General features: G+C 60.0%; 13 protein-coding genes. 5 read left to right on the forward strand and 8 right to left on the reverse strand.

Annotated elements, in window-relative coordinates; genetic code table 11:
• Positions 1 to 4 precede the first annotated feature (4 nt).
• From rsfS to rplU, 6 genes are all read right to left on the reverse strand, one after another.
• A complete protein-coding gene (gene rsfS, locus AEAC466_RS0121880; protein ID WP_235074075.1) occupies positions 5 to 469 on the reverse strand; it encodes a ribosome silencing factor in 465 nt (154 codons plus the stop codon).
• A gap of 65 nt (positions 470 to 534) precedes the next feature.
• Positions 535 to 1,158, reverse strand: a complete 624-nt coding sequence (locus tag AEAC466_RS24130) for a nicotinate-nucleotide adenylyltransferase (RefSeq protein ID WP_369794467.1) — start codon at positions 1,156 to 1,158, stop codon at positions 535 to 537.
• Positions 1,159 to 1,188: 30 nt separating this feature from the next.
• Positions 1,189 to 2,235: a GTPase ObgE gene (gene obgE, locus AEAC466_RS24135; RefSeq protein WP_023456263.1), complete on the reverse strand. Its 1,047-nt coding sequence runs from the start codon at positions 2,233 to 2,235 to the stop codon at positions 1,189 to 1,191.
• A 74-nt stretch (positions 2,236 to 2,309) separates the two neighbouring features.
• Positions 2,310 to 2,945 (reverse strand): GNAT family N-acetyltransferase, encoded by a 636-nt coding sequence (locus tag AEAC466_RS24140; protein ID WP_235074078.1) that lies wholly within the window; start codon positions 2,943 to 2,945, stop codon positions 2,310 to 2,312.
• Positions 2,946 to 3,231: 286 nt separating this feature from the next.
• Positions 3,232 to 3,501: a 50S ribosomal protein L27 gene (gene rpmA, locus AEAC466_RS24145; protein WP_023456265.1), complete on the reverse strand. Its 270-nt coding sequence runs from the start codon at positions 3,499 to 3,501 to the stop codon at positions 3,232 to 3,234.
• Positions 3,502 to 3,526: 25 nt separating this feature from the next.
• Positions 3,527 to 4,054: a 50S ribosomal protein L21 gene (gene rplU / locus AEAC466_RS24150; RefSeq protein WP_023456266.1), complete on the reverse strand. Its 528-nt coding sequence runs from the start codon at positions 4,052 to 4,054 to the stop codon at positions 3,527 to 3,529.
• Positions 4,055 to 4,425: 371 nt separating this feature from the next.
• Between rplU and AEAC466_RS24155 the strand changes: the two genes are divergently transcribed.
• The 4 genes from AEAC466_RS24155 to AEAC466_RS24170 all read left to right on the forward strand — a co-directional run bounded on the left by AEAC466_RS24155 (position 4,426) and on the right by AEAC466_RS24170 (position 9,556).
• Positions 4,426 to 5,544, forward strand: coding sequence for a CobW family GTP-binding protein (locus tag AEAC466_RS24155; protein ID WP_023456267.1), 1,119 nt, complete (start codon positions 4,426 to 4,428; stop codon positions 5,542 to 5,544).
• Positions 5,545 to 5,638: 94 nt separating this feature from the next.
• Complete coding sequence (locus AEAC466_RS24160) at positions 5,639 to 6,631, forward strand: WD40 repeat domain-containing protein (RefSeq protein WP_023456268.1); 993 nt, start codon at positions 5,639 to 5,641, stop codon at positions 6,629 to 6,631.
• Between the two features lie 19 nt (positions 6,632 to 6,650).
• Positions 6,651 to 7,427 (forward strand): monofunctional biosynthetic peptidoglycan transglycosylase, encoded by a 777-nt coding sequence (gene mtgA, locus AEAC466_RS24165; RefSeq protein ID WP_023456269.1) that lies wholly within the window; start codon positions 6,651 to 6,653, stop codon positions 7,425 to 7,427.
• Positions 7,428 to 7,681: 254 nt separating this feature from the next.
• Positions 7,682 to 9,556 carry a M2 family metallopeptidase gene (locus AEAC466_RS24170; RefSeq protein WP_031238008.1) on the forward strand — a complete coding sequence of 625 codons (1,875 nt, stop codon included), beginning with the start codon at positions 7,682 to 7,684 and terminating at the stop codon, positions 9,554 to 9,556.
• Between the two features lie 118 nt (positions 9,557 to 9,674).
• Here the strand turns inward: AEAC466_RS24170 and AEAC466_RS24175 are convergent, their stop codons facing one another.
• On the reverse strand, positions 9,675 to 10,664 hold the full coding sequence (locus tag AEAC466_RS24175) for an alpha/beta hydrolase (protein WP_023456271.1): 990 nt from the start codon (positions 10,662 to 10,664) through the stop codon (positions 9,675 to 9,677).
• Between the two features lie 90 nt (positions 10,665 to 10,754).
• Here AEAC466_RS24175 and AEAC466_RS43530 point away from each other — a divergent pair, with 90 nt between their 5' ends.
• Positions 10,755 to 11,522, forward strand: a complete 768-nt coding sequence (locus tag AEAC466_RS43530) for a LytTR family DNA-binding domain-containing protein (protein WP_162148913.1) — start codon at positions 10,755 to 10,757, stop codon at positions 11,520 to 11,522.
• Between the two features lie 24 nt (positions 11,523 to 11,546).
• On the opposite strand, the gene AEAC466_RS24185 is transcribed toward AEAC466_RS43530, so the two are convergent.
• Positions 11,547 to 12,497 (reverse strand): isopenicillin N synthase family dioxygenase, encoded by a 951-nt coding sequence (locus tag AEAC466_RS24185; RefSeq protein WP_023456273.1) that lies wholly within the window; start codon positions 12,495 to 12,497, stop codon positions 11,547 to 11,549.
• Positions 12,498 to 12,593: the final 96 nt, after the last annotated feature.

Consider the following 12,593-nt stretch of genomic DNA (forward strand, 5'->3'; position numbering starts at 1 on the left):
AGCTCTAGACCGGAATGGTGTGGCCCGTGCCGTCAGGCGACAGCGACCAGATCTTCTCGATATTATAGAAGCTGCGGACTTCCGGACGGAAAATATGCACCACGACATCGCCGACATCGATCAAAACCCAGTCGCAGGCCGGCAGGCCTTCGATCTTGGCCTTGCCGTGGCCGGCTTCCTTGAGCGCGCGCACGACGTGATCAGCCAGAGCGCCGACGTGACGGTGCGACCGGCCAGAGGCGATGATGAGGGTGTCGGCGACGGACGATTTGCCGCGCAGGTCGATACAGACAATATCTTGCGCCTTGTCGTCATCGAGCTTGTTGACGATGAGCGTTTCGAGCGGCAGCAACGTGTCGGAATTGAATTCTTCGTGGGCGTCGAGGGACGCGGGAGCCTCAAACTGAGGGGTTTCGGGCGCTGTGTGCGCAGGTTGACGAGACAGGGCTTGGGTTCCTTTATGATCCACGATGAATGACGCATAGCACAAAAAGCGCCTGAGGTCATCCATTGATGGGGAAGTAACGGGAATTTTTACGGACGGCGCTTTTGGGCGCGCAGGGCCGTAGACGAATGGGCGTGCAGCGGCCCCTTGATGTAGGTCCAGGCCGGCGCCTCACGGTACGCCAGTTGATGGGCGGCGCGCTCATCGATGCGGAAGCGCGAAAATCGAAGCGCCGCTGGCGAAAAACGTGCCTTCATCAGGGCGCCTGGCCGGGAGACGATGGCCATGGGCATCATATGCATCAACTGAACCCAGCCGCGCCATTTGTGAAAGCTGGCCAGACTGTCTCCGCCCATGAGCCAAACGAACTTGACGCCGGGATATCGCCCTTTGAGCGCCCGCAGCGTATCGAGGGTGTAGGTGGCGTGAATGCGCGTTTCGAAATCCGAAATCACGTCGTCCGGTCCGATAAAGGGGCGCAGGCCCGCCATGCGCTCGGCCAGGGGCGCGGTGTCGTTGCGGGACTTTAGCGGGTTTTGCGGCGACACCAGCCAGATGATCTTGTCCAGCCCCAGCTTTTGCCGGGCGGTCTCGGCCACGTGACGATGGCCTTCATGGGCCGGGTTGAACGACCCGCCGAACAATCCGACTGTCATCCCGGGTTCGAGATGAAAGCCGGAGCGCAGCCCCCCTGCGGGGACGGCCGGCGTCATGGGCGCTAAACCGGCGAACCACATCCCGCGTCAGTTATCCCAGGGGCTGTAGGGCGCATCGGCCTGAGGCGCATTGGCAGGCTTTTTCTCGCCCTGAATCGTGGCCAGGGCGGCAAACAGCATGTCGCGCACCCCTTCGCCGGTGACGCCGGAAATCATATGCGGCGTCTGGCCGCTGACCTTCTTGATCTTGGCGGCCAGCTTTTTACGGGCGTCGGCATCCAGCGAATCGACCTTGTTGATCGCTACCAGCTCGGTCTTGTCGCCCAGGATGTGATCGTAGGCGTTCAGTTCCTTGCGGATGATCTTGTACGCCTTGACCGGGTCTTCGCCCGTTCCATCGACCAGGTGGATCAACACTTTCGTGCGTTCGACGTGGCCCAGGAACTTGGTGCCGAGGCCGGCACCTTCCGACGCGCCCTCGATCAGGCCAGGGATGTCGGCCAGGACGAAGCGTTCCTCAGGCCCCAGGTCGATAACGCCGAGGTTCGGCACCAGGGTCGTGAAGGGATAGTCGGCAATCTTGGGCTTGGCCGATGACGAAGCCGCCAGGAAGGTGGACTTGCCGGCATTGGGCAGTCCGACCAGGCCCGCGTCGGCGATAAGCTTCAAGCGCAGCCAGATCCAGCGTTCTTCGCCGTCCTGGCCGGGCAGGGCGAAGGTGGGGGCCTGGTTGACCGGCCCCTTGAAACGCGTATTGCCCCAGCCGCCATTGCCGCCCTGGGCCAGCAGGTAGCGCTTGCCGACTTCGTCGAGATCGACAATCAGGGTCTCGTGGTCTTCCTCGAGCACCTCGGTGCCGACGGGAACACGCAACACGATATCTTCGGAATTGGCGCCGTGCATCTGACGGCCCTTGCCGTGCTCGCCTGTCCGAGCCTTGAAATGCTGCTGATAGCGATAGTCGATCAAGGTGTTGAGGCCTTCGGTGGCTTCGATCCACACGTCGCCGCCTTTGCCGCCGTCGCCGCCGTCGGGGCCGCCATTGGGAATGAACTTTTCACGGCGGAAGGAGACGGCGCCTGCGCCGCCGTTGCCGGACCGGATAAAGATTTTGCACTGATCGAGGAATTTCATCGCGTTTCTTTGAATGAAAACGCGCGCAAGATCAATGATCTTGCGCGCGGAATAAGGCTTTGCGAGGGAGTGTGCTACAGAATCCGGATCATATGCAGCGCCAGATGCTCGCCATCGCGGGCCAGCGAGGTCTCCAGGGTCTTGCGACCGGTGTACAGGAAATCGGCAGTAATCAAGGCACGCGCCGAAGCTTCGTTGTCGGCAAAATGGGCGGCGTGGATGATGCGATGCAGGCGGCGCTTCTTAACCCAGCGCAACAGACCGTCCGTCGCTTCGATCGCATATCCCTGACCCTGATGGGCGGGCGCGATAAAGACGCTAAGGTTTGGGCCGAAAGAATGGATGTCGCCGGCGGTTCCGCACGTCGAACGGGTCAGGCTGATGATGCCGATCAGTTGTTCATCCTCCAGGCGTATGGCCCAATGGCTGAAGGGCGTGGACGACATACGTGCCAGCAGACTTTCGGCTTCGCTACGGCTCAACGGGTGCGGGATCGCATGGGTCATCCGCGCTGAATTTTTGTCGGCAAAGACGGCCATGAAGGCGTCGATATCGCCCGGGCGCACTGGTAGCGCGCTCTGAGACGGGTTTGGGGTGGACGCACTCAGGGGCGTCAGGCTGAGACGCGTCGTCTCGACACTCAGGTTCTGGGGGTTGGGGGTGGCGTGCTTGGCGTGTCCGGGTTCCGGCCGGACGTGTTCGTTGCGCATGATCATCTCTCTCACTCCAGGCTTTCGCCGCGTTGTAAGCGCAGGCTGAGGCCTATTTAGGGTCGAACTGTGTCAGTTCCACCATCTTGCTTGCAGAGCGGGATCACGATCGGTTGTTTCTATAATCGGCGAGACCCGGAATCGGTCGGGCTTAAAAAACCAGTCAGGGTCAGAAACAATGGTCGAAAACGAAAACGGGAGCCCGGTAAAATCCGGACTCCCGCTCTAAACTCGGTCCGGATCGGCTTAAAAGGTCAAGCACGATCCGAAAATGTCGAGGTCGTACTTATTCGGCAGCGGCGGCTGTCGGGATGATCGACACGTAACAGCGGTCATCGCGCTTCGTCGTGAACTTCACATTGCCTGTCGCCGTGGCGAAGAGGGTGTGATCGCGGCCGAGGCCAACATTGTCACCGGCGAAGAACTTGGTGCCGCGTTGGCGGACCAGGATGTTGCCAGCGAGGACGGATTCACCGCCGTAACGCTTTACGCCGAGACGCTTGGATTGTGAGTCGCGGCCGTTGCGGGACGAACCACCGGATTTTTTGTGTGCCATGGGAGGTGCTCCTTAGGTTCGGAAATTATGCTTCGTCGGAGGTCGCTTCAGCGGCCTTCTTCTTTGCCGGGGCCTTCTTCTTCGGAGCGGACGTGGCATCTTCAGCCACGACCGGAACCGAAACGACTTCCGGGGTTTCGATGGCGGCTGCCAGGTTGCGCGGTGCCAGGTTACGGGCACGAGCGTCCATTTCAGCCTTAGTGGTCAGCGAAACGGTGCCTTCCCACTTCGCCGACTTGCCGGCGCCGAGGATCGAGGTGACGCGCAGAACCGACTGGATCTGACGGTGACCACGGGTCCGGCGATAGCCCTGACGGCGGGTCTTCTTGAAGATGCGGATCTTTTCGCCCTTGCGGGTTTCGATCAGGGTCGCTTCGACCGCGCCGCCTTCGACCAGCGGAGCGCCGACCACTGCGCCGGCATCATCGCCGATCATCAGTACGTCGTTGAAGGTGATAGCCGCGCCGGCTTCGCCTTCGAGCTTTTCGACAACCAGCAGATCGCCAGCCGAAACACGGTATTGCTTACCGCCTGTTTTGATGACCGCGTACATGGCCAGAACCTTATGCAGTGGCGCAAGGCTTCGACAAAGATTGTCAGCTTGCGCAGGAAAATGGAAAAACGCCCCAGGAACCACAGGGCTCCGGGCGAGAGGCGGCGACTTATACAAGGATATCTCGGTGAGTCAACGGGTTTTTACCCCATTACGAGCTTAAATGACTATGCTCTTAAAACATCGCCTGTCGGTGCACCGGGATCGGCTTGAGTTATACACGGTTCGTGCCTGGCCTGCCACCAGGCAAAGGCGCAGAATCGGGAAATTGTAGCCCTGAGTGCCGACTTCCGCTTGATTTCAGGCCGCAAAGGCATACTTAAGCCCCAGATCCATTTCTATTATAAAGTAACAGACCCGAAAGCCGCAAAATGCCCGATACCGCTGCTGTCTCCGCAAAAACCCCCGTCACTGTGCTTACCGGCTATCTGGGCGCGGGCAAGACCACCCTGCTCAACCGCATCCTGTCGGAAAACCACGGCCAGAAATATGCGGTCATCGTCAATGAATTCGGCGAAATCGGCATCGACAACGACCTGATCGTCGGTGCGGACGAAGAAGTCTTTGAAATGAACAATGGCTGCGTTTGCTGCACGGTTCGTGGCGATCTGATCCGTATCCTGTCGCAACTGATGAAGCGCAAGGGCCGTTTCGACGCCATCATCGTCGAGACGACCGGCCTGGCCGATCCCGGCCCTGTGGCCCAGACCTTCTTCGTCGATGAGGAGATCAAGGCCAAAACCTATCTCGATTCCGTCACAGCCCTGGTCGATGCCAAGCACTTCGACAGCGCGCTGAAAGAGGACCGCGTCGTGAAGGAGCAGATCGCCTTTGCTGATCACATCATCCTCAACAAGGCCGACTTGGTCGACGACGCAAAGCTGGACGAAATCGAAGGCCGGCTGAAAGGGCTTAACCCGCTAGCCCGCATCACGCGCGCCCAGCGCTCCTTTGTCGATATCTCAACCTTGCTCAACCAGCATCGCTTCGATCTGTCGAAGATGGACAGCATCGGTGCCGACGATCACGATCATCACCACCATGATCATGATCACGGGCATCATCACGATCACGACCGCGGGCACGCGCATCATGACCATGACCATGACCATCACCACGGGCCGGCCCATGGCGAAGCAGGCCACGTCCACGACGAGCATTGCAGCCATCACATCAATCCAATCCATGACGAAGAGATCAAGAGCCTGTCACTGACCGCCGACAGGCCGATCGACGGCATGCGGTTCACGCAATGGCTGGACAAGCTGCTGGCCGAAAAGGGGCAGGATATTCTGCGCGCCAAGGGCATTCTCGATGTCAAGGGCGAGGACAAGCGGCTGGTCTTCCAGGCGGTCCACATGATCCTTGAAGGCGAACTGCAAGGACAATGGAAGGACGGCGAAAAGCGCATATCGCGCGCCGTCTTCATCGGCCGCCATCTCGACACCGCGGCGCTCAAGGCCGGGTTCGAAGCGACCATCGCCGCCTGATCACCGTTTCCAGCTCGAAATCAGCTCCCTCTGACGGTCAGGGGGAGCTCTTTTTTGAGTATTCAAATGTCATTCCTGGACCTATAAGCGCGCCATGACCTTCGCCTATCAAAAATCATTCGAATCCTATGTCGTCGCCGCCCTGTTCGATGCGCTGGACGACCCCATCGTCGCCCTCGGTGACGGCCGTATTGTCTTTCCGGATGCGGATAAGGTCTTCGACGCCCATCCCAATGCGGGCGTCCTGTCGGCCGTGGTCCATCCGGCCGGGCTCGGCATCATCACCGGTGGTGACGACGGGCGCGTGGTCTGGACATCGAAGGATGCCGGCCCGATCGAGCTGGCCAGGCATCCGGGCGCCTGGATCGATGTGGTTGCGGTCGCGCCCGAGGGCCAGGTTATCGCCTATGCCGCTGCCAAGACCGTTTACGTCCTCGACCTGCTCAAGAAGGAAACCAAGACCTTCAAGCATGAACATTCGGTGTCGGATCTGTGTTTCGAACCGAAGGGACGCAAGCTTTATTGCGCCACCTATAACGGCGTCAGTATCTGGTTTTCGCGCATCGCCGAGCAGAAGCCGCAAAAGCTGTTCTGGGCGGGGTCGCACACCAAAATCGCTATGGCGCCGTCCGGCGAGTTCGTCGTTACCGCCATGCAGGAAAACGCCTTGCATGGCTGGCGTTTGAAGGATTCGAAAGACATGCGCATGGGCGGTTACCCGGCCAAGATCAAATCGCTCGATTTCTTTGCCAAGGGTAAGCTGCTGGCGACCTCCGGCGCCAATGGCGCGGTGGTCTGGCCTTTCCTGCGCCCCAATGGCCCGATGGGTGAGGAAGCTTCCGAAATCAATCCGCAAGAAGGTACGATGGTCAGTGTCGTCGCCGGTGCGCCCGAGGACACCATCCTCAGCGCCGGCACGGAAGATGGACGCGTCTGGCTGGCCGAACTGCAATCGACCCATGTCGAATGGATCAAACGCGAAAAGGGCGCGGCGATCACCGCCCTGGCCATGTCCGGAGAGGCCAATCGCTTAGTATTTGGCGATGAAGACGGTTTCGTCTATATCTTCCAGACCGAAGCCGAATAACGGCAGACGCGGGGGCGCGATGAGTGACGGTCATACTGACAAGCCGCAGCCGGAAGACGTCATTCCAGGCCTGAGCGATGCGGTCATCTATGACAAGGTGCCCGCCGCCGCGCCGCCGCGCAAGACGCGGACGCGCTTTAGACCCTTCCGTTTTATCGGGGCGCTTATCGTCGGATTTTTCGCCTTTTCCATCCTGTCGGTGGCCATTCACCGATTCGTACCCGTGCCCATTACCCTGCTGATGATCCAGCGCGTGATGGAAGGCGAGGGGCTGGACCATCGCTGGGTGCCCGCCTCGCAAATCAGTGACAATCTCAAACGCGCCGTCATCGCCTCGGAAGACGCCAAATTCTGCCTGCACTCTGGCTTCGACCTGACGGCAATCGAAAAGGCGGAGCGCTACAACAAGACGCACAAGAAGAAGCGTGGCGCCTCCACCATATCCCAGCAGACGGCCAAGAACGTCTTCCTGTGGCCGAACCGGTCGTGGGTGCGCAAGGGGTTTGAGGTCTATTACACCTTCCTGATCGAGCACATGTGGTCGAAGGATCGCATCATGGAGGTCTATCTCAATTCGATCGAGATGGGGCCTGGTGTTTACGGCGCCGAAGCCGGTTCGCAATATTGGTTCGGTCATAGCGCCAGCACACTCAGCCGCGGAGAGGCCGCGCAATTGGCGGCGATTTTGCCCAGCCCGATGAAGCGCAAGGCGAAGGGCAATAAGCGGTCCAGCCGCATTGCCGCCAATGCTCAGACCGTGGCCGGACGCGGTCTGGATACTTGTGCGGCAGAATAGGGCGCGGCGCCTTGACGTTGGATACAAAGACGCGTCCTTGTGAGGGTTCAACGACCTGGAAGGCTGAGATCATGAAAACCTGTCTTGTGCTGACGGCAATGGCCGCCATCGCGATCCTGCTGTCTGCGTGCGTAATGACGGCGCCGGCCATCTCCTGACTTGACGCTGTCGTCTAAATGGCATTTGCTCTCAAAATTAACGATTTGGCCAAAACCGAATTAGCGGGCCAAAACGAAATAGCTGGGAAGGCTGTCATGAAACATCTGTTGGTTTCCGCCGCGTGTATCGCGTTACTTACGGGGTGCGCCACGACCTCGATGCCGAAGGCGCCGCTGGCCGAGGCGACGCCCGTACCTGTCGCCCCGCCGCCGGCGGAGGCAGCACCGGCCAAGCCCACCCCTGCCGAAGCCAAGGCGTTCGTCGATGCCGCGGAGGCCAAGTTGGCCGAACTGGGCGAATATGATGCCCACGTCCAATGGGTGGGGGCGACCTACATCACCTACGACACCGAATGGCTCCAGACCCGTGCCGACGCGGCGCTGAACGAAGAAACCGTCAAGCTGGCCATGGCGGCCGCCAAGTACAACGATGTCGACGTCGATCCGGTCACCCGTCGCAAGCTCAACCTGCTGCGCCTGTCCCAGACCCTGCCGGCGGCCGACCGTCCCGGCGCCGCCAACGAACTGGCGGCGATCAGCACCAAGCTCAATTCGATCTATGCGACCGGCAAGTTCAATTATGCCGGCAAGACCTATAATCTGGACGATGCGTCGCGCACCATGGCGTCGTCGCGCGATCCGAAGGTCACGCGCGCCATGTGGGAAGGCTGGATGGCCGTCGCCGCGCCCATGAAGTCCGACTACGCCAAGCTGGCCCAGTTATCGAACGAAGGATCGCGTGGTCTCGGTTTCAAGGATACCGGCGCGCTGTGGCGGTCGGGTTACGACATGGACCCGGAGGCCTTCGCGGCGGAGACCGACCGTCTGTGGAACCAGGTCGCGCCCTTCTACAAGAACCTGCACTGCTACACGCGCCGCAAGCTGAACGAAAAATACGGCGACAGCGTTCAGCCGAAGTTCGGCCCTATCCGCGCCGACCTTCTCGGGAACATGTGGGCCCAGGATTGGACCAATATCTATGACGTCGTGGCGCCGAAGGGCATCAAGTCAAGCTACAGCCTCGACAAGCTGCTGGTGCAAAAGAAATACGATCCCATCCGTATGATGAAGACCGGCGAAAGCTTCTACACCTCGCTTGGCTTCGAAGCCCTGCCGCAAACCTTCTGGGAGCGGTCGCAATTTACGCGTCCGCGCGACCGTGAAGTCGTTTGTCACGCCTCCGCCTGGGACGTCGACAACATCTCCGATTTGCGCGTGAAGATGTGTACCGAAGTCAATGGGGAGGACTTCTATACGGTTCACCATGAACTGGGTCACAACTTCTATCAGCGCGCCTACAAGGATCAGCCCTTCCTGTTCAAGAATGGCGCCAATGACGGCTTCCACGAAGCGATCGGCGATTTCATCGGCCTGTCATCGGTGACGCCGACCTATCTCAACCAGATCGGTTTGCTGAGCACGGTGCCAAGCGATTCGGAAGACATTCCCTACCTGCTGAAAATGGCGCTGCAAAAGATCGCCTTCCTGCCGTTTGGTCTCGAAATCGACCGCTGGCGCTGGGAGGTCTTCAACGGCCAGATCACGGAAGCGCAATACAATAGCCGGTGGTGGGAATTGGTGAAGAAGTATCAGGGCCTGGAGGCGCCGGGTATCCGTCCGTCCTCCGCCTTCGATCCGGGTGGCAAGTATCACGTGGCTGCCAGCGTCCCCTACACCCGTTATTTCCTGGCCGACATCCTGCAATTCCAGTTCCAGCGCGCCGCTTGCCAACAAGCCGGCTGGACTGGCCCCCTGCACCGCTGCTCGGTCTATAACCAGAAGGCGGTTGGCCAGAAGCTGAACGCCATGCTGGAAATGGGTCAATCCAAACCGTGGCCAGACGCCCTCCAGGCCTTTACCGGCCAGCGTGATATGGACGCCTCGGCGATCCTCGATTATTTCGCGCCGCTCAATACCTGGCTGGAAGAGCAAAACAAGGGCCAGACTTGCGGCTGGGATGACTCAATATAGGCTTTGGCTTTGGGGCCTGTGGCCCCAAGCCTTTCCTAATCAAATAAAAACCCTGGTCATGAGGCCAGGGTTTTTATTTGAAGAGAAGATGTGGGGCAAGGACCCCACACCCCGGACCTTATTTGAGCATTTCTACGGCGGCGTCGGTTTCGGCCGCCAGCGCCTTGGTGTCGAACATCAGGGTCATATGGCCCTGACCGGGTAATACAGTCACCGGTATAGCCGGGTTCACCGCCTTGAAGGCCGGTGGATAGGCCTCGGCATGGAACAGTTCGTCATTCGCCCCGATCAGGACGCGGGTTGGCGCGTGGATGGCCGCCAGTTGCGCCTTCCATTGGCGTTGCAGGTTGGACGAAGACAGCAGGGCATGGGTGTAAAAGCGGGGACGGTGCTGCGCGTTCGGCGGCACCGCCATGGCCAGGACATTCAGATGGTCGAGCGCGGAAATGCCAAATCCATTGAGAATGCTCAATACGACAATACGCGGGACACTGACCACGGTCCAGCCGCCTTCGCCCGGCCGATCCATAGGGGTATTGGGCGCAATGAAGGGCGCCAGCGCCAGATAGCCGTTGAAATTGCCGGCATAGCGGCTGGCGGCGGTGCGCAGAATTACGGCGCCGCCCATGGAGTGACCGACCAGCAGGCGCTTTTCGCCGGGGTGCTCGCGCTGGATAAGGTCGGCCAGGTCGGCCAGATCGTCTTCATACTGGCCACGATAGACAACATCGCCCAATCGACCATTGGGACCGGGGCTCATGCCGTGACCGCGCAGATCGGGCGCATAGACGGTAATGCCGCTTGCTGCATAGGCCGTGGCCAGGCCATGCACGGCCAGGGAGGTGCCGGAAGAGCCGTGCACCACCACGGCGACGCCGCCGCCCGGTTTGCCCGGATAGTAGTGATAGGCCAGACGCGTGCCGTCGCGGGCCGTGAAATAGCGATAGGTGGGCAAGGCTCGCGCATAGGCGGCGAAGGGGTCGTTTGCCTTTTCAACCGCCGCTATGGCCGGGGGTGTTTTGGGCGCCGTGAAGGCAAGCGTGCCGGCGATAGCGGCGATGAGCAGGAGCGGTATTGCGATAGAGGCGCGGATAAGAAATTTCAGCATCGGGATCCCCGTTGAAGTGACCCGGCTTGCTTAGGTATGCTGAGCGCCCTAGTCTTGCGGGGTTTCGCCGATGGTCGCAAAATTTCGCCAATGGATATTTTTCGCTTTCTCATCTTCCGCTATTCGCCGCGCCGATCATGGAAGGCGCTCGTCGTCCTGCCCTGTCTGGGCCTCCTGCTGGCGCTCGCCGGGCCGTTCGGTAGCTATACCAGCATGGGCTTCTGGGAGAGGTGCGCCCACTTCGCCCTGTGCTTCATGATCATCGGGTGGATGATTATGGAAGGCGCCTATCGCCTGGCGCGGCATTTCTTTGCCGGTCATTGGCCGTTGTGGGCGTCGCTTCTCTTTGATGTGTCCCTGGCCGTACCATCGGCGGCAATTGTGTGGGCATCCCTGCACGTCTTTGGGCCGCGGGCCCTGCCGCATGTCGGCTTTATCGACCTGATCTGGCAGAACCTGTTTCTCACCCTGGCCGTGCAGGCTGCCATCGTGGTCGCGGCCCTGATGCGTGGCAGCCGACTATTGCAGGCCGACACGCCACCCGCCACGGGCGACGTTTATCCATTGGCGCATCGCCTGCCGTTTGCATTGCGGCGGTCGGCGGTGCTGGCCCTGTCGTCGGAAGACCACTACTTGCGGGTCTATACGGCGCGCGGCGAAGCCCTGATCCATATGACCTTGACCGAGGCGGTAGAGCTTCTCAAGGACGGGTTTCAAATACACCGTTCGCACTGGATCCATGACGGGGCGGTCCAAGATTACAAGGACAATCAGGTCGAATTGACCACCGGGTTGCGTCTGCCGTTGAGCCGGCATCGCAAAAAAGCGTTCGAGATGTGGCTGGCGAAGGTGGCGTGACGCTGAGTGCTAAAATCCGTTGCGCTAAACCAGTTTGATCTCGCGCAGGCGCTGCATCAGGAAGTCCTGCGCCGTGATCGGCTGTGCCCCCAGGTCCGGATGATCCGGTGTGATGCAGTTCGTTAGGGTTTCGATCAGATAGGGCGGCTCGAAATGCAGGAAGAATGGCGTCGAATAGCGCGGATAATCCTTGCGCGCTTCCGCCGGGTTGATGACGCGATGCTGAGTCGATGGCAGGACACCATTGGTCAGGCGCGACAGCATGTCTCCGATATTGCAGACGATGCAATCTGCCGGTGGGGTGATGGGCAGCCACTGGTCATCGCGGTCGAGCAGTTGCAGGCCGGGTTCCTCGGCCCCCAGCAGCAACGTAATGACGTTGATGTCGCCATGGGCGCCGGCACGCACCGATTCACCGGGCGTCGTGACCGGCGGATAGTGCAGAAGGCGCAGGACGCTGTTGCCTTCCTTGACCGGGGCATCGAAAAAATCCGGCGCCAGATCGAGATAGACAGCGATGGCGCGCAACACCTTCTTGCCCAACTGATCGAGGGCCTCATAGAGCGCATAGGTGCTGTCATGGAAATCGGCAATTTCCAACGGCCATACGTTTTGCGGCATAAATGGCGTATATGGGTGCCCCACGGGCAGTTCGCGCCCGATATGCCAGAATTCCTTAAGGTCGTGATGAACGTGACCCTTGGCAGTTTCTATGCCGAACGGCGTATAGCCGCGCTGTCCGCCGCCGGATGCCGCGTGATATTGGCGCTTGACGTCTTCGGGCAGGGCAAAAAAGGCCTTGGTTGCCGAAAGGGCGCGGTCCAGTAAAACCGGGTCCAGGCCGTGCCCACCCAGCACCGCGAAGCCATAACGCTCGAACGCCGCACCCAAGCTCTGCGAAAACGCATTAAAGTCGCTGTCGTAAAGCGCGAGCGGGACGGGAGGAATGGCGGAAACGGGGGCAGTGTCGGGCACAGAGCGTACTTTCGGCGATCTAGGGTAAAAGTTACCGAGGATATTAGAGCGCTTCCCGACAAAGTGGGAGTACTTTTTCGGGTCAAACTCATCGCG

The sequence above is a fragment of the Asticcacaulis sp. AC466 genome, from assembly GCF_000495815.1.
In the GTDB taxonomy this organism is placed as follows: Bacteria; Pseudomonadota; Alphaproteobacteria; order Caulobacterales; family Caulobacteraceae; genus Asticcacaulis.

What these genes read in the sequence shown, in the direction of transcription:
- AEAC466_RS24130 (WP_369794467.1), bottom strand. Translation starts at nt 1,158, where the DNA reads ATGACGCCGGCCGTCCCCGCAGGGGGGCTGCGCTCCGGCTTTCATCTC.
- obgE (WP_023456263.1), bottom strand. Translation starts at nt 2,235, where the DNA reads ATGAAATTCCTCGATCAGTGCAAAATCTTTATCCGGTCCGGCAACGGC.
- AEAC466_RS24140 (WP_235074078.1), bottom strand. Translation starts at nt 2,945, where the DNA reads ATGCGCAACGAACACGTCCGGCCGGAACCCGGACACGCCAAGCACGCC.
- rpmA (WP_023456265.1), bottom strand. Translation starts at nt 3,501, where the DNA reads ATGGCACACAAAAAATCCGGTGGTTCGTCCCGCAACGGCCGCGACTCA.
- rplU (WP_023456266.1), bottom strand. Translation starts at nt 4,054, where the DNA reads ATGTACGCGGTCATCAAAACAGGCGGTAAGCAATACCGTGTTTCGGCT.
- AEAC466_RS24155 (WP_023456267.1), top strand. Translation starts at nt 4,426, where the DNA reads ATGCCCGATACCGCTGCTGTCTCCGCAAAAACCCCCGTCACTGTGCTT.
- AEAC466_RS24160 (WP_023456268.1), top strand. Translation starts at nt 5,639, where the DNA reads ATGACCTTCGCCTATCAAAAATCATTCGAATCCTATGTCGTCGCCGCC.
- mtgA (WP_023456269.1), top strand. Translation starts at nt 6,651, where the DNA reads ATGAGTGACGGTCATACTGACAAGCCGCAGCCGGAAGACGTCATTCCA.
- AEAC466_RS24170 (WP_031238008.1), top strand. Translation starts at nt 7,682, where the DNA reads ATGAAACATCTGTTGGTTTCCGCCGCGTGTATCGCGTTACTTACGGGG.
- AEAC466_RS24175 (WP_023456271.1), bottom strand. Translation starts at nt 10,664, where the DNA reads ATGCTGAAATTTCTTATCCGCGCCTCTATCGCAATACCGCTCCTGCTC.
- AEAC466_RS43530 (WP_162148913.1), top strand. Translation starts at nt 10,755, where the DNA reads ATGGATATTTTTCGCTTTCTCATCTTCCGCTATTCGCCGCGCCGATCA.